Here is a 16,990-nt window from a genome sequence, read left to right on the forward strand (position 1 = left end):
AAAACCTGCACATGCTCTAAAAGCGCACAGGTTTGTTATGATCTTCGCCCTCCGTAATACCTGACCAGAGTAGTCCCATGCCCGATCGTAGCGCTCGTCTGCAAGCCCTCCACCAAGCCCTCAAGGAACGCATCCTGATCCTCGACGGCGGCATGGGCACGATGATCCAGAGCTATAAACTGGAAGAGCAAGACTACCGTGGCAAACGCTTCGCCGACTGGCCGAGCGACGTCAAGGGCAATAACGACCTGCTGGTGATCACCCGTCCGGACGTGATCGGCGGCATCGAAAAAGCCTACCTGGATGCCGGCGCCGACATCCTGGAAACCAACACCTTCAACGCCACGCGCATTTCCATGGCCGACTACGGCATGGAAGAGCTGGCCTACGAATTAAACGTAGAAGGCGCACGCCTGGCGCGCAAGATCGCCGACGCCAAGACCCTGGAAAACCCGGCCAAGCCGCGTTTCGTCGCCGGCGTGCTCGGCCCTACCAGCCGTACCTGTTCGCTGTCGCCCGATGTGAACAACCCGGGCTACCGCAACGTGACCTTCGATGAACTGGTGGAAAACTACACCGAGGCCACCAAAGGCCTGATCGAAGGCGGCGCCGACCTGATCCTGATCGAAACCATTTTCGACACCCTCAACGCCAAGGCCGCGATCTTCGCGGTGCAGGGCGTGTTCGAGGCGTTGAACGTCGAACTGCCGATCATGATCTCCGGCACCATCACCGACGCCTCCGGCCGTACCCTGTCGGGCCAGACCACCGAAGCGTTCTGGAACTCGGTCAGCCACGCCAAGCCGCTGTCCGTGGGCCTCAACTGCGCCCTGGGCGCCAGCGAGCTGCGCCCGTACCTGGAAGAGTTGTCGAACAAGGCCAACACCCACGTTTCCGCGCACCCGAACGCCGGCCTGCCCAACGAGTTCGGCGAGTACGACGAACTGCCGTCGGAAACCGCCAAGGTCATCGAAGAGTTCGCCCAGAGCGGCTTCCTCAACATCGTCGGCGGCTGCTGCGGCACCACCCCGGGCCACATCGAAGCCATCGCCAAGGCTGTGGCTGGTTATGCGCCGCGCCCGATCCCGGACATCCCCAAGGCTTGCCGCCTGTCGGGCCTGGAACCGTTCACGATTGATCGCAGCTCGCTGTTCGTCAACGTCGGCGAACGCACCAACATCACCGGCTCCGCCCGCTTCGCTCGCCTGATCCGCGAAGACAACTACACCGAAGCCCTGGAAGTCGCCCTGCAGCAGGTGGAAGCCGGCGCCCAGGTGATCGACATCAACATGGACGAGGGCATGCTGGACTCGAAGAAGGCGATGGTGACCTTCCTCAACCTGATTGCCGGCGAGCCGGACATCTCCCGCGTCCCGATCATGATCGACTCCTCCAAGTGGGAAGTGATCGAAGCCGGCCTGAAATGCATCCAGGGCAAGGGCATCGTCAACTCCATCAGCATGAAGGAAGGCGTGGAGCAGTTCATTCACCACGCCAAGCTGTGCAAGCGCTATGGCGCGGCGGTGGTGGTGATGGCGTTCGACGAGGCCGGCCAGGCCGACACCGAAGCGCGCAAGAAAGAAATCTGCAAACGCTCCTACGACATCCTGGTGAATGAAGTCGGCTTCCCGCCGGAAGACATCATCTTCGACCCGAACATCTTCGCGGTGGCCACCGGTATTGAGGAGCACAACAACTACGCCGTCGACTTCATCAACGCCTGCGCCTACATCCGCGACGAGCTGCCGTATGCGCTGACCTCGGGCGGCGTGTCCAACGTGTCGTTCTCGTTCCGCGGCAACAACCCGGTGCGTGAGGCGATCCACTCGGTGTTCCTGCTGTATGCGATCCGCAACGGCCTGAGCATGGGTATCGTCAACGCCGGCCAACTGGAAATCTACGACCAGATCCCGGCCGAACTGCGGGACGCCGTGGAAGACGTGGTGCTCAACCGCACCCCGGAAGGCACCGACGCCCTCCTCGCCATTGCCGACAAGTACAAGGGCGACGGCAGCGTCAAGGAAGCCGAGACCGAAGAATGGCGTGGCTGGCCGGTGAACAAGCGCCTGGAACACGCGCTGGTCAAGGGCATCACCACCCACATCGTCGAAGACACCGAGGAATCCCGGCAGTCGTTCGCGCGCCCGATCGAAGTGATCGAAGGCCCGCTGATGTCCGGCATGAACATCGTCGGCGACCTGTTCGGCGCCGGCAAAATGTTCCTGCCCCAGGTGGTGAAATCCGCCCGGGTGATGAAACAGGCCGTGGCCCACTTGATCCCGTTCATCGAGCTGGAAAAAGGTGACAAGCCGGAAGCCAAGGGCAAGATCCTGATGGCTACGGTAAAAGGCGACGTGCACGACATCGGCAAGAACATTGTCGGCGTGGTGCTGGGTTGCAACGGCTATGACATTGTCGACCTGGGCGTGATGGTGCCGGCCGAGAAAATCCTGCAGGTGGCCAAGGAACAGAAGTGCGACATTATCGGGCTGTCCGGCCTGATCACCCCGTCCCTGGACGAGATGGTGCACGTAGCGCGCGAGATGCAGCGCCAGGATTTCCACCTGCCACTGATGATCGGCGGCGCTACTACCTCCAAGGCTCACACGGCGGTGAAGATCGAGCCCAAGTACAGCAATGACGCGGTGATCTACGTCACCGACGCCTCCCGCGCCGTGGGCGTGGCGACGCAGTTGCTGTCCAAGGAATTGAAGCCCGCGTTCGTTGAAAAAACCCGCCTGGAATACATCGACGTACGCGAGCGCACCTCCAACCGCAGCGCCCGCACCGAACGCCTGAGCTACCCGGCCGCGATTGCCAAGAAGCCGCAGTTCGACTGGAGCACCTACGCTCCGGTCAAGCCGACGTTTACCGGCTCCAAGGTGCTGGACAATATCGACCTGAACGTTTTGGCCGAGTACATCGACTGGACGCCGTTCTTTATCTCCTGGGACCTGGCCGGCAAATTCCCGCGCATCCTCACCGATGAAGTGGTGGGCGAAGCCGCCACCGCGCTGTACGCCGATGCCCGGGAAATGCTCAAGAAGCTGATCGACGAAAAACTCATCAGCGCCCGCGCGGTGTTCGGCTTCTGGCCGACCAACCAGGTGCAGGACGATGACCTGGAAGTCTACGGCGACGACGGCCAGCCGATTGCCAAACTGCACCACCTGCGCCAGCAGATCATCAAGACCGACGGCAAGCCGAACTTCTCCCTGGCCGACTTCGTGGCGCCCAAGGACAGCGGCGTGACCGACTACATCGGTGGCTTCATCACCACCGCCGGCATCGGCGCCGAAGAGGTCGCCAAGGCTTACCAGGACGCTGGCGACGACTATAACTCGATCATGGTCAAGGCCCTGGCCGACCGCCTGGCCGAAGCCTGCGCCGAGTGGCTGCACCAGCAGGTGCGTAAAGAGCACTGGGGTTACGCCAAGGACGAAGTGCTGGATAACGAAGCGCTGATCAAGGAACAGTACAGCGGTATCCGCCCTGCCCCGGGCTACCCGGCGTGCCCGGATCACACCGAGAAAGCCCAGTTGTTCCAACTGCTGGACCCTGAAGCCCGCGAGATGCAGGCCGGCCGCAGCGGCGTGTTCCTCACCGAGCACTACGCGATGTTCCCGGCAGCGGCGGTCAGCGGTTGGTACTTCGCTCACCCACAGGCGCAGTACTTTGCCGTGGGCAAGATCGACAAGGACCAGGTGGCGAGCTACACCGCCCGCAAGGATCAGGACCTGAGCGTGACCGAACGCTGGCTCGCGCCAAACCTGGGTTACGACAACTGATCGACACTCGGGGACGGCGCCCTGCCGCCCCCGGCCCCCTTCAGGTTTACAGACCCATCGCCGTGCGCTCGCGCGCCGTCAATTGCAGCGCCAGCGCCTTCTCCTCTTGGATTCGCTGTGTGTCCAAGGCCACCGAGGCTGCCAGATACGCCGGATTAAGGTCCGAATGCTGCGCTTCGAGTGCGTCAACTCTCGCAGCATGCCCGCTGGCCATCGCTGAAAACTCGGCGGGGTACTGCCGCTTCAGGTAATCCACCCAATAGTCACGGGTCACCAACTTGTCGGTGAACGCGGGCGTGTTTTCACTGGCGATGATGCGGGTGTAGGCGCTGTCAATGTCCGCGGGTGTCACTCCGGAAAAGTTTTCGTAAATCATGGTGGACGGCTGCCGGGGCAGTTCCAGCCGTTGCGCCAACCGGATGCGATAGGCCAGGCGCACTTCCGCCTGGTCGATACCCGGGTGCTGCCTGATGGCGGTCTCCGCCGTGGCTTCGACTTCTTCCAGACGAATAATGCTTCTGGCCAGCCTGAAAAGGCCGAGGCCTTCCTGCCCAGGGGAAACCGTCTGGAGCACCTTGAACTCATAAGCCCTCACTTCAAGATCGCTGAACAACAAGATCCAGCCATCACCACAGGTCACCTGTTCGATCGAGGCGCGCGCCCGGAGAAACAACGCGTCTCTCAAGTCGGGCTGTGCATGCGCGCCCTCCAACACGTCCCACACCCGCCGGGTAAGCTCGGCACGGTCTACCTCGTAGTCCTTGGCGTGTCTGAGCTGAGAAATGATCTGGAAAAAGTCGGCGCTGCCCTCGGCGGCCTTGAGCTCATCCCAGATGGCATGTTTTTCCGACTCGGCAGGCACGCCGTTAAACCACTGGTCTTTCTGCTCCTGCGGCGTCTGCCGCTCCGGGTGTGCCTCGTCATCGGGGCCATTGCCATTGGCTTCATCATCGTTTTCATAGCCATCCAGCAAGCGGTCGATCTCTTCCTCGGTAAACCCCAGGCCGTGGCCGGTGTCGAGCAAATAGTCGTGCAGTACCCGAAGGTCACCTTCCAGCAGCAGGTTATCCGACAGGTTGATCCCCGCCATCAAGGCCAGGTGTTCGGGATACCAGGCATCGGCGGGCACGCTCTCGATCTGATTGTTACTCAGGTTGAGGCTGCGCAGGCGCGGGGCCTCCAATACGCCCACCGGCCAGTCCACCAGGATGTTGCCATGCAGGTCGAGGGTTTCCAGCTGTGGCAGCCGGGAGATGTCCAGGCCGCTGAGGGAGTTTGCGCTCAGGTCCAGCCACTCCAGGGCCGGCAATTCATTGAGCGTCGCCTGCAGCTCGGCAAGGCCCCGCACGTTATTGTGGCCAGCCTCCAGCCGGGTCAGTGCCGACAACTCGCTGACCGCCTCCGGCAAGCGGCCAAGGCCATTGTGGCTGAGGATCAGGCTGCGGAGCTGGGGAAATGCGCGCAGAAACCCGTTGGAACCCTGCTCCGTGAGTTTCACCGCGCTCAGGTTCAGCGTCGTGACATGCGCGAAGTGCGGCGCCACCGGCGGAAGATCCCCAAGGTACAGGTCGGACAAGTCCAGCAACTGGCGCCCGGTTTCAGGCTCGGTGCGCAGGTTGTACCGCCAGCTGTCCAGCAGCCGGTCCGCCGCTCGTCGCCGGTCAACGGGGCTCACCCAACCGCCGCCCTCGCGATAGGCGCGAATATCGATCCAGTCATTCAATTGCCTGACGAGCGCCTGATGCTGCGCGCTCCACTGCGTCAACCGGGCCTCGAGGTCGAGGCTGCTCAGCCCCGATGCGCTGAGGTCTGCAATGCGCTGTACGGCTCGTGCATCGCTCAAGGTCGGATCGAGTCGTTGCATCCTGACCGCCGCCGTCAACGACGCCTCGCCACCCGGCGAATCCAGGGGCAGTGCTATCAGCAGGTCGGGATTGTCCCTCACCTCCAACGGAAAATATTCAGGGTCGCCACCGGTACGGCCCTCTGCAAGCAAGTGACGAGGAATGCCCAGGACTGAATCATTCTCCGGGCGCTCGGCCAGGCGGCGTTGCAGCTCGGTAAGCACCGTGGACGAAGACCGCGGGCTAAAACCTTGCAGGTCGGCAAGCGCCTGGGGCCTCAGGCGACACCCTCGCAGGTTGGTGTTGCGCATCAATGGATCATGCCCGACGAGCGCCGCGCCGGGCACTTCGGTAATCGCGCTGTGGCTCATGTCCAGCCGGCGCAGGTGAGGCAAGTCCAGCACTCCGGTGGGCCAGGCCGTGATACCGGTGTGGCTCAAGTCCAAACCGCGCAACTGAGTCAGGCCCCTTACGTCCAGTTGACCAACGCGGTTGTACGCCAGGCTCAGCTCCTGAAGGCTGCCCAGGCCGCTCAACTGCTGTTGCATGACCGGGGTCAGGATCAGTTGGTTATGGGTAAGGTCCAGGTGCTCAAGCCCGCGCAGTTCTGTCAGCCTTGCCGGCAAGGTCGCCAAATTATTGCGCCTCAGGCTCAGCCGGTTGAGCTGCGTAAAACGCGCCAGCACACCGTCCAGCGCCTCGACGGAGGCACGTACACCGTCCAGGCTCAAACCCTGCACATGGGCGAAGCCTTGCGTTGGCAAACGCGGAAAATCCCCCAGCACGCCTCCCGACAAATCCAGCCTGCTAACCCGCGGATTGATCGCCGACGACGGGCCTGGCTGGGCATCACTCCCCGTGCGCCGGTCGAGCCCTTCGCGCCAGGACTCCAACAGATTTTCCGCCGCTCGCTGACGGTAAAAAAAGTCCACTTGTCGGCGGTCGACCCGCAACTCACGGATCTTCCAAGCCTCCAGTTCGTCAACCAGCGCAGTGTGCTCGTTACGTAATGCATTGACCCCTAGCACCCGCTCACGTGGCGACACCCCCAACCCCTTGAACGCTGCCGTCATATCCTGGAACGACGACACCCCGCCGGACCTCAACGCCCGAAGACTGCCCTCGCCATAATCCTGTGCCAAGCGCTCTTCATCCACCAGATGCGCCGGATGGTCGTGCAGGTAGTCAAACACCCGCAGGAAGTCCTCGGTTTCAAAGGTTGGCCAGTTCAGATGCAACCCCCGCCAGACACGTTCCGATCCTTGAAACAAGGCCTCGGGCAACCTGTTGATGCGGGTGCCCGACAGATACGTCCGCACCAGCCGCTCCAGACCCGCGAGCCCTTCGGGAAAGGTCGCCAGGGAACCGGAAACGTGCAGCGTCTCCAGGTTTGGCAGGCTGCTCACGTCCAGGCTCTCCAGGGCGCCACAGAGACTCAGCGTCTCCAGTTGCGGCATGCCATTGAGTACCGGTTCTAGCCCGTTGGCAAAATTCAGCGCGTCCCCATCAATCGACAAACGGGTGATGTTCGGCAAATTGCGCAAGCGCTCACCCACCGCGCCCAGCTCGGCCTGCGCCACATAGAAGTCCAGTTGCTGTAGCCCTGGAAATTGCTGGAACAGTGCGCTGCCGTTTTCACCGAGAATCGCAGGGCCTGGCAGGCGCAAGGCGTACACATGGGAAAAGTCTGCCTGCAAGGTCGGCAAGCGGATTTCCCACTGCAGGTTCAACCGGGCATGGGGGCGAATCCCGCGATACAGATTTTGCCGCCAGCACGCGATAAGGTCCTCGGCCAATTGCCTGCGCCTGGCGGCCAGATACTGCGGCTCGCCCACCGCCCGCGCCCACTCATCCAGGGTCGCCCGCAGGCCGTCAAGTTCACGCTGGCGAGTGGTCAACAGGTGGAACACCTGCTGTGTCGTGTCGCCGTCTCTCAGGCGCCCCAGTACAAAACGGCCGGCCTGTTCGTCGCTGAGGTCGGGATACAGGTCACAGACCCTGGCGACCAGTGATGCGTCAGCGGCAAAGGCGTCACCACGGCCCGTCATTGCATAGCCCGGGCGCCCGCCCGGCAGGCGCCATTTGGGTCTGAAGCGAGCGATCCGCTGCTTGAGAAATTCGCTCATTTGCTTGCGATGACTCAGCCCATGCTGTGCCAGTAGCCGTTGCAGCTCGGCATCCTGGCTCACCAGCGGCACACCCAGCTCTCGCCGTGCGGCATCAGGTAATGCGTGCATGATTGATTGAAACCAGTTACGGCTACCGGGCACCTTGCCGTTAAGCTCTGCGCCGTTCGCGTCGCAGGCCTGAAAGGTATCGCCGTCCTTGACCAGGTACCTGCGCACGGGCGCCGAGTCCGGGCCGATGCTGTCCAGCACCCGCCCCCCGATGCTGTCGGCGCGCACCTCCAGCCGCAGGTTCCCCGGCCATCCCGGCAAATTTTCCAGGCTGTGCAGCGCCAGCCGGTCACTGTCTGCACCGGCCAGCGCCTCACGCTGCATACCGGCAATGGCCCGGCTCAGGCGTACTTGCTGGGCTACGCCACGCGCGAGGTTGTCCAGCCGCGCCGGCACCCGGCCCTGAGTGCGGATTTGCAGGCGATCCTGCTCGCTGGCCTGGGCCAACACCTCGGCCATCGCGTCCCTGGACAACATGGGAAACCGGCGTGCAAGCCACTCACTATCGGGCAGACCGGCTTGCGTGGGACGGGACAGGCTATCGAACAAAGCCTTTTTGCGCTTCTGCGCAAAATCCGCCAGGCGTCCGTTGAAGGCCTGTTCTTTGCTCCCGCTCGTAGCGTTCGCCTGGCTGCCCAACAGTTCAGCCGTTTCATCCTCGCCAAGATCAGCCAACACGTGTTGAGGCAGCTTGCCTTTGCGCAGCTCACCCCGGGTAATCTTGATCGAGGCCCGCACATCCGCCGCCGATGCACGGCTGCCATACACCCGGGAGCGTCCCCAGGGCTCCGGCCCCTCGAACACTTCCAGTACCCGGCCCACCGGCCAGCGCGGCAATTCGACCACCAGTGGCAGGACATGTTCGTAGTGCCGGCCCGGCCCGGCGCCACTGCGAATCCGGGCGACCAGTTCATCCACTTCCTGGTCGACCCTGAACTGCCTCAAGGTATCGGCCAGTGGCGCCGGCAAGGGCAAACCATCGATATGGATCTTGCGCAATGCCTCGTCGGACACACCGCTGATATCGCCAATGGTCGCCAGGGTTTCGTCGGAGAAACCCTGGGTGTCGTGCCCCAGGCGTCGCAGCAGGGTCAGGCGCTCCCAGTCCCTTGGCCGCTCATGCACTGCGCGCCAGGCCCCGGCGTGGTTACTGTGCAACTCCGGTTGGTAGGCGTCGGGATCGTTCGGGTGTTTGATCCGCCATTTTTTCAGTTGGGTATCAAAACCCTTTTCGTACACACCATCACCGATACGCACGTAGATCTTGCCCTCCACCTCGTACTGGCCCTGGGCATTGGGCAGGAGGTCCGGGTCCAGTACCACGTCACTGCGATAGGGCTCCAGATCGGGCTTCCACAACCGGGCTTCACCGCTGGGCAACTTGACCGGCACCAGGCCGTCCACCCATTTCGAGACCTGGATCACCGGCTTGCGGGCGGCCAGCGCACCTGCCGTCCCCAGCGTTGCCATGAAGGCCACATTCAGCGCCACCGACTCCAGATGGCCCCAGGCCGCGTCCAGGTCGCCCTCTTTCCACGATTCGATGCCGTGGTACACCTCCAGCCCCAACTGAATGGCGGTGACAGCCAGCATCACCTCGCCCAACCCCGGTACGAAGAACGCCGCCACGTTCAACAGATTCATGCCGAGGCTCAACCAATGCTCATGACGTTCCTGGGCCGCCTTGCGGTCTGCGTCAGCGGTCGGTACCGCGAGCTTGAGGGCATCGTCCTTGAGGCGCTGGACGTGCTTTTCGTAGAGGTCGCCAAACAGCTCGCCGCTGATGGGTGTTTGCCGCAGGTTCAAGCTGATCTGTTGGTCGTAGACCTGTTCATACAAGCCTTTGGTGGCATTCCATTGATAGGTATGGAGCCTGTCTTTCAGGCGTTTCAGAAAGGCCGGCGCATCACCTTGCGGTACGCGGCTGGCCAACAAGCGTTGATAACCCGATGAGCGCAAGTTGATTGCCAGGTCCTTTTCAAACGCCTGCATTGATGGGTATTCCTTGAGCGGGTACAGCGGTGCTCCGGGAATCCAGGCCACAAAACGTCCGAAAGTGGGGGGACTTGTCAGCAGGTCGATCGCGCTTGCCACCGGTGTCAGGAGCGCACTCCAGCCCAAGGCTTTGGCGGCGTCACCCTCAACCCCGACGCCCGGGCCAATCAATACCACCTCCCCCAAAGGGCAGCCCAGCACTGAGAGTTGGCTGTAGCCCACGGGGCGATCGTCCAGTGTGAGGCCGCCGGTGCCGGCCAGCAGCTTGAGCAGCACGGCGTAGAATGACTCGCTCACCTCCTGCTTGATGCGCGCGGTGTGCAGTCGCACGGCCAGCAGGTCCTTTTGTGCCTGGATCATCCGGGCCCGCACTTGAGGTGCAGTGTCCGGGGCGTCGAATACCTGCTTCAGATGCTCCTGGTATTGCCGGCCCAGGTCCAGGGTGCGGCACAGGGTCGAGAAGTCCTGCGGCGGGATCGGCAGCTTTTCGGTGTAGCGATAGCGCGCCGGCCATCCTCCGCGACTGAACTCACCGTAATCGGTCACCAGCGCATCGACGGGGGCAATGGCGCTGGTTTCGCCCAACGCCACCTCGGAAAAATCTTCATTGCCCTCAAAGTTCAACAGCGCGGCCTGAAGCAGCGTGTGCTGCACGGGGGCCTGGCGATAACGCAGGTAGAACAGTGCGTTTTTATGGGCGTCCGGGGCCTGCCCGAAGCGTTCGCTCAAGGCTTTCAACAACAGTGGCTCGGCAAATTCCGTCGGTCCCTTGAGCGGTTTCATGCACTTGGCCAGTGCCAGGTTGGAAGCATGACTGCGTTGCTCACTGAGGCTCAGGGCCACGCGCAACGCCGCCGGTGCATGCGTCAGCCACGCCGGGGGCGGGCCGGCAGGGACGCGGCCGGGGAGCAAACCGCCCCGCAGGCGGCGGATATCCGCGCCGGCACTGTGGGCCACCCACAAGGGTAAACGTTGCTTGATCAGGGCTGTGTGCAGGCCCTCTTCCGGCGCGGGGGTTGAAATGGTCATGGGTGACTCCTGGAGACTCGGGTTGAGGAGTCCCAGTACAACGAGCGCGCTGCCACCCAAGGCAGTAGATAGCTATGGACCGGTGTTTTGCCGGAACTTGACTATCCTGTGGAGAGCATCGGTCTTGTCACCACGAGCTGAGGGCCATATGGACGACTCCAATAACAAGCCACCCACCTTCTGGCAAATGCTCCACAGCGTCATGGCGGCGGCCTTCGGCGTGCAAAGCGGGAAGAACCGCGCCCGCGACTTTACCCACGGCAAGCCCAGTCACTTTGTGGTGCTGGGCATTCTGTTCACCGCGATCTTTGCCTTGACGCTGTTTGGCATCGTCCAGTTGGTATTGCACTTGGCCGGCGTTTGAACGCGCTCAGTGCATCAGTAGTTGCAGGCTGAACGGGTAACGGTAGGCGGTGGGCTTGCCCTGGGCCGACAAGGCGCGGAAGTCGACGCCGTAGGCCTGGCTGGCATTGATCTGCAACAGGCGGCGCGCCAGCTCTGGGTCGATCAACTGAAACAGGTCCAGCGTGCGTTCGCGCCCGCCATACTTAGCGATATCCAGGCCCCTGGCATCGTCGTGCAACAACACCATCGCCCATCCACCTACGGTGAAATGCCCGGCCACCAGCACGCTTAAACGGCCATCGAGCCGCGCCTGCAACACCTCGGGCGAACTGTTGACCGCGCTGAACAATACCTCCCGGCCCGGCGTACGCCCGCTGCCTTGCAACGCCGCCATGGCGCCCAGGGCCATTTCATCATTGGCCGACCACACCAACGCCGTCTGCGGGTAACGCTTGAACAGTTGCCTTGCCTGCTCGAAGGCTCGCTCGCGACTCCATTCGCCATACACCAATTGGCGCAGGCGCACTTGGGGATGGTCCGCCAGGGCACGCTGTAAACCCCGCTCGCGCAATTGTGCTGCCGGTGTGGTCTTGGCACCGGAGAACGCCAGCAGGTCGATGGTCTGGCCGGGCGCGACCGGCCCGTGCTGGCGCAGCAACTGCGTGAGCATCAGGTAGCCCGCCTGTTCGTCGTTGGCCACCAGGCTGCCTATCCAGTTGGGGTACTTGCCTGCGTCGAGCAACTCGATCTGGTCGGCGGTCAGGGCGTTATTGACGATCAGCAGCTTGACCCCGCTGCCCTGGGACAGACGCAGGATCTGCGGGGCGATGTATTGCTCATTCACCAGCACCAGATAGTCCGGACGCTCAGGACCTTGCAGTGCCTCGCGGGCCTGAAACAACGTGGTGTCGGGGTTGCGCTCGGAATAGCGCACACGCAAATCCAGGCCGAGGTCCCTGGCGGCGGCCTGCATGAATTGCGCGTAGCTGACCCAGAAGGTCTCATTCGAATTGCCAGGGTTGAGAAACACCACCGACGTCGCCTGGGCGATGGCCCAGAACGGCGTGCTCAGCACCAGCAAGCACTTGCAGAGAACCTTCAACATCGTTGCCTGAGCCCTTCGGAATGACCGCCCATGATAATGGCTATGGGCCGGTCAATCTCGATTAATTGCCGACTGTCCGACAATCCGGCTCGGGTAACGTCCGCTTATTGATGGCTAACCCAGAACACGGCAGTGGAAACCACCAGGATAATCAAGAACAGAATCGCCCAGGCATCGACACTGCTGTCACTTTTGCGGGCTTTGGTCGGATTGCTCATAGCATCGCCTCTTGTCGGTTTTATAGGTGATTGCATAAAGACACGAGCACAGTAAAGTTCATGATTGCCCGCATGACAAATGTGGGTATCACGATAACGGTTCTCATTAGTCAATTTGGTTATTTGCATATACTCAAACATCACTTTTGCGCATAAACGCAAACTGGTATCGTGCGCCGGCTCCGTTGGGAGTGCGCGGCCGTGCGCGCAGATTTGCCGAGAACAGGACCTATATGTACGTATACGACGAATACGATCAGCGCATCATCGAGGACCGCGTCAAGCAGTTCCGTGATCAGACCCGACGCTATCTGGCAGGTGAACTGAGCGAAGAAGAGTTCCGCCCTCTGCGCCTGCAAAATGGCCTTTATGTTCAGCGCTTTGCGCCGATGCTGCGGGTTGCCGTGCCTTATGGCCAACTGACTTCCCGTCAGACGCGCATGATGGCCAAGATTGCCCGCGACTTCGACAAGGGCTACGCCCACATCAGTACCCGCCAGAACGTCCAGTTCAACTGGCCAGCCCTGGAAGACGTGCCGGACATCCTGGCTGAACTGGCCACCGTGCAGATGCACGCCATCCAGACCAGCGGTAACTGCCTGCGCAACGTGACCACTGACCAATTCGCCGGTGTTGCCGCCGACGAGTTGATCGACCCGCGCCCGTGGTGTGAAATCGTCCGTCAATGGACCACCTTCCACCCGGAATTCGCCTACCTGCCGCGCAAGTTCAAGATCGCCATCAATGGCTCGACCTCGGACCGTGCCGCCATCGAAGTGCACGACATCGGCCTTGAGCCCGTGCATAACGCTGCGGGCGAGCTCGGCTTCCGTGTTCTCGTGGGCGGTGGCCTTGGCCGTACGCCGGTGGTCGGCGCGTTCATCAACGAATTCCTGCCATGGCAGGACCTGTTGAGCTACCTCGACGCCATCCTGCGGGTCTACAACCGCTATGGCCGTCGTGACAACAAGTACAAGGCCCGGATCAAGATCCTGGTAAAAGCGCTGACCCCCGAGGTGTTCGCCCAGAAAGTCGACGCCGAGATGGAACACCTGCGCGGCGGCCAGACCACCCTGACCGACGCCGAAGTGCACCGCGTCGCCAAGCATTTCGTCGACCCCGACTACAAGGCCCTGAGCAATCAGGACGCCGAGTTGGCCGAACTCGATGCGCAGCACCCGGGTTTCGCCCGCTGGCGCACCCGCAACACCCTGGCCCACAAGAAGCCGGGCTATGTGGCCGTGACCCTGTCGCTGAAACCCACCGGCGTTGCGCCGGGCGATATCACCGACAAGCAACTGGACGGCGTCGCCGACCTGGCCGAGCGCTACAGCTTCGGCCAACTGCGCACCTCCCACGAGCAGAACATCATCCTCGCCGACGTCGAGCAGTCTCAGCTGTTCACCCTGTGGGGCGAGCTGCGCGAGCAGGGTTTTGCCACGCCGAACATCGGCCTGCTGACCGACATCATCTGCTGCCCGGGCGGCGATTTCTGCTCCCTGGCCAACGCCAAGTCGATCCCGATTGCCGAATCGATCCAGCGCCGTTTCGACGACCTGGACTACCTGTTCGACATCGGCGAGCTGGACCTGAACATCTCCGGTTGCATGAACGCCTGTGGTCACCACCACGTCGGCCACATCGGCATCCTGGGCGTGGACAAGAAAGGCGAAGAATTCTACCAAGTGTCCCTGGGTGGCAGCGCCAGCCGCGATGCGAGCCTGGGCAAGATCCTCGGCCCGTCCTTCGCCCAGGAAGCCATGCCTGACGTGATCGGCAAGCTGATCGACGTGTACGTTGAACAGCGCACCGAAGATGAGCGTTTCATCGACACTTACCAGCGCATCGGCATTGACCTGTTCAAGGAGCGCGTCTATGCAGCGAATCATTAAGAACAACGAAGTCGTCGACGAAACCTGGCACCTGCTGCCCAAGGACGCGAGCTTCGATGGCATCTCCAACTGCGACGACCTGATCGTGCCGCTGGCCCTGTGGCGCGAGCACGCTCACGCCCTCAAGGCCCGCGACGGCGGCCTGGGTGTGTGGCTGGACGCCGATGAAGAAGCCGAAGAGATCGGTGATGACGTGGAGCATTTCCAGGTGATCGCCCTGAACTTCCCGGCCTTCACCGACGGTCGCAACTACTCCAACGCCCGCCTGCTGCGTGACCGTTACGGTTACAAGGGCGAACTGCGGGCGATTGGCGATGTACTGCGCGACCAGTTGTTCTACCTGCGCCGCTGCGGGTTCGATGCCTTCGCCTTGCGCGCCGACAAAGACCCGTACGAAGCGCTGGAAAGCCTCAAGGATTTCTCGGTGACCTACCAGGCCGCGACGGACGAACCGTTGCCGTTGTTCCGCCGCCGGTAACGCTGAAAGCCGTCTGAATACCCCTCATTGAGGGGTATTTTTTTGCCCGGGTTTTCTATTCGCTCTCCAGGTTGAGCGTGACCAGCGCATCGTCGTTGAGGTCGGCGGCAAACTTGCCCATCAGCCGCACCAGGTCATCAATATCCTGCGGCTCCCAGTTGGCGAAGATAGCCATGCCCATGCGGGTCCGCGCCTCATCCACCCGATCCGTCATCGCCTTGCCCTCTGGGGTGATAACCGACTCGCGCACGCGGCGGTCCTTGGCGCTTTCCTGGCGGTCGACCAAGCCAAGGCTCTCCAGCTTCGCCACCTGGCGGCTGACCGTGGTGTAGTCGCGCCCCACGCGGTCGGCCAGCTCGACAACGCCGATCGGCCCCAGCCGCTCCACCAGCACCACCAGCGGAAACAGTGCCCGATCGAGGGCTATCCCGGCCTCGCGGACCATCACTTCGTCGCGCTGGGGACGGTTCATGGCACCGACAATTTCAATCAGCGCCCCGTGAAGCTCGCGAATCTGACGACCAATAGGTGTATTTTGCACGCTTTCTGTTGACACGGATTTTTCCTTGCTCAAATATATGTGCATATTACATATAAAGGCGATCCAGATGAAACAGCAAAGCGCAGTCGACGTTCTGATTTGTGGTGCGGGTGCGGCCGGCTTGACCCTGGCGATCGAGCTGGCGCGACGGGGCGTATCCTTCCGGCTGATCGAGAAAGCCCCCTCGCCGTTTCATGGCTCACGGGGCAAGGGCATTCAACCGCGAACCCAGGAAATCTTCGAAGACCTCGGCATTCTCGACCGCATCATCGCAACGGGCGGCGTCTACCCGCCCGAGCGGCGATACAACGCAGACGGCAGCCACACAGACGCCAAGGTGGTCGAGCAGTCCGAGCCGACGCCAGCGGAGCCCTATCAGCAGCCTTTGATGCTGGCGCAGTTCCTTACCGAAGGGCTGATGCGCGACCGCCTGCTGGAACTGGGGCACCGCCCGGAGTTTGGCTGCGAGCTGGTGGGCTTTGAGCAGGACAGCCAAGGCGTGACCGCACATCTGGTCGGCCATGACGGCGAACACAGCGTTCACGCGCGTTGGCTCGTTGGCGCAGACGGTGGCCGCAGTGTGGTACGGCGCACGCTGGATATCGGATTTCCCGGGCAAACCCTCGGCGTTCGCGCCATCGTGGCCGACGTTGCAATGACCGGCCTGTCACGGGACTACTGGCACCGGTTCAGCAATGAGTGCATGACAGCGCAGATCGCAATCTGCCCCTTGGCGGGGACCGAGCTGTTTCAGGTACAGGCGCCGATTCCACTGGACGCAGAAGTTGACCTCAGCGCTGAAGGGCTCATGACCATGGTGGCGCAGCGCACCGGTCGGCAGGACATTCACATCCAGTCTGTCTCCTGGGCGTCGGCCTACACGATGAATGCGCGGCTCGCCGATCACTATCGCGTCGGGCAGGTGTTTCTTATTGGAGACGCCGCGCACATTCACCCGCCAACCGGCGGCCAGGGCCTCAATACCAGCGTACAGGATGCCTACAACCTGGGCTGGAAGCTGGCCGCGGTCATCTGTGGTGCGCCCGACGCATTGCTCGACACCTATGAGGAAGAGCGGCGGCCTGTGGCCGCGTCGATGCTCGGCTTGTCGACCAAGCTGCTGGACGGGATGAAAAACGGCGACATGCGTCGTGGCCGCGAAGTGCACCAACTCGATATCGGGTATCCCCACTCCAGCCTCGCGCTGCAACCGGCAGAACGTGACGGGCGCTTGCTCGCCGGTGACCGGGCGCCCGATGCAACCCTGCGCGACGCCGCCGGCCATTCGTCCCGGTTATTCAAGCTGTTCCAGGGCGCGCATTGGACGTTGTTGGGCTACGAGGTGGGGCGCGGGTCGCTGAAGCCTGCCGCCGGGCTGCATATCCACCGCTTTGGCCCAGGCGGCGACCTGGTGGATGATCAACGACAGTTCAAGGATGCCTACAACCTCGCCCCTGGCGAATGGGTGCTGGTGCGTCCGGATGGCTATGTCGGTGCGATCATCACGCATGACGACCTTGAGGCGCTGCACCGCTATCTGGCCCAAGTGGGGCTCAGCGCCGAGACGTTTTAATTCCG

The 16,990-nt window shown here is 62.2% G+C and carries 8 protein-coding genes; 5 read left to right on the top strand and 3 right to left on the bottom strand.

Annotated features, from left to right (window positions below):
- Positions 1 to 77 precede the first annotated feature (77 nt).
- Positions 78 to 3,788, top strand: a complete 3,711-nt coding sequence (gene metH / locus V3W39_RS29625; RefSeq protein ID WP_177120764.1) for a methionine synthase — start codon at positions 78 to 80, stop codon at positions 3,786 to 3,788.
- 46 nt (positions 3,789 to 3,834) lie between these two features.
- Here metH and V3W39_RS29630 read toward each other — a convergent pair whose 3' ends face one another.
- Entirely contained in the window at positions 3,835 to 10,833 is a 6,999-nt protein-coding gene (locus tag V3W39_RS29630; RefSeq protein WP_330213892.1) for an NEL-type E3 ubiquitin ligase domain-containing protein, read from the bottom strand.
- Between the two features lie 148 nt (positions 10,834 to 10,981).
- On the opposite strand from V3W39_RS29630, the gene V3W39_RS29635 reads away from it, so the two are divergent.
- On the top strand, positions 10,982 to 11,197 hold the full coding sequence (locus V3W39_RS29635; RefSeq protein WP_259197055.1) for a DUF2970 domain-containing protein: 216 nt from the start codon (positions 10,982 to 10,984) through the stop codon (positions 11,195 to 11,197).
- Positions 11,198 to 11,203: 6 nt separating this feature from the next.
- Here V3W39_RS29635 and V3W39_RS29640 read toward each other — a convergent pair whose 3' ends face one another.
- Complete coding sequence (locus V3W39_RS29640) at positions 11,204 to 12,283, bottom strand: ABC transporter substrate-binding protein (protein WP_330213893.1); 1,080 nt, start codon at positions 12,281 to 12,283, stop codon at positions 11,204 to 11,206.
- 451 nt (positions 12,284 to 12,734) lie between these two features.
- Between V3W39_RS29640 and V3W39_RS29645 the strand changes: the two genes are divergently transcribed.
- Together V3W39_RS29645 and V3W39_RS29650 are read left to right on the top strand one after the other, a co-directional pair.
- A complete protein-coding gene (locus V3W39_RS29645; RefSeq protein ID WP_177048435.1) occupies positions 12,735 to 14,393 on the top strand; it encodes a nitrite/sulfite reductase in 1,659 nt (552 codons plus the stop codon).
- A complete protein-coding gene (locus tag V3W39_RS29650; RefSeq protein ID WP_017479943.1) occupies positions 14,377 to 14,871 on the top strand; it encodes a DUF934 domain-containing protein in 495 nt (164 codons plus the stop codon). Before V3W39_RS29645 ends, V3W39_RS29650 begins: the two co-directional genes overlap by 17 nt.
- A 55-nt stretch (positions 14,872 to 14,926) precedes the next feature.
- On the opposite strand, the gene V3W39_RS29655 is transcribed toward V3W39_RS29650, so the two are convergent.
- A complete protein-coding gene (locus V3W39_RS29655; protein ID WP_259197058.1) occupies positions 14,927 to 15,427 on the bottom strand; it encodes a MarR family winged helix-turn-helix transcriptional regulator in 501 nt (166 codons plus the stop codon).
- Between the two features lie 52 nt (positions 15,428 to 15,479).
- On the opposite strand from V3W39_RS29655, the gene V3W39_RS29660 reads away from it, so the two are divergent.
- Complete coding sequence (locus tag V3W39_RS29660) at positions 15,480 to 16,985, top strand: FAD-dependent oxidoreductase (protein ID WP_330213894.1); 1,506 nt, start codon at positions 15,480 to 15,482, stop codon at positions 16,983 to 16,985.
- Positions 16,986 to 16,990 lie beyond the last annotated feature (5 nt).

The sequence above is a fragment of the Pseudomonas sp. Z18(2022) genome, assembly GCF_036346535.1.
In the GTDB taxonomy this organism is placed as follows: Bacteria; Pseudomonadota; Gammaproteobacteria; order Pseudomonadales; family Pseudomonadaceae; genus Aquipseudomonas; species Aquipseudomonas yamanorum_A.

Excerpts from the sequence above, each read along its gene's own strand:
- V3W39_RS29635 (WP_259197055.1), top strand. The coding sequence starts at position 10,982 with ATGGACGACTCCAATAACAAGCCACCCACCTTCTGGCAAATGCTCCAC.
- metH (WP_177120764.1), top strand. The coding sequence starts at position 78 with ATGCCCGATCGTAGCGCTCGTCTGCAAGCCCTCCACCAAGCCCTCAAG.
- V3W39_RS29660 (WP_330213894.1), top strand. The coding sequence starts at position 15,480 with ATGAAACAGCAAAGCGCAGTCGACGTTCTGATTTGTGGTGCGGGTGCG.
- V3W39_RS29640 (WP_330213893.1), bottom strand. The coding sequence starts at position 12,283 with ATGTTGAAGGTTCTCTGCAAGTGCTTGCTGGTGCTGAGCACGCCGTTC.
- V3W39_RS29650 (WP_017479943.1), top strand. The coding sequence starts at position 14,377 with ATGCAGCGAATCATTAAGAACAACGAAGTCGTCGACGAAACCTGGCAC.
- V3W39_RS29630 (WP_330213892.1), bottom strand. The coding sequence starts at position 10,833 with ATGACCATTTCAACCCCCGCGCCGGAAGAGGGCCTGCACACAGCCCTG.
- V3W39_RS29645 (WP_177048435.1), top strand. The coding sequence starts at position 12,735 with ATGTACGTATACGACGAATACGATCAGCGCATCATCGAGGACCGCGTC.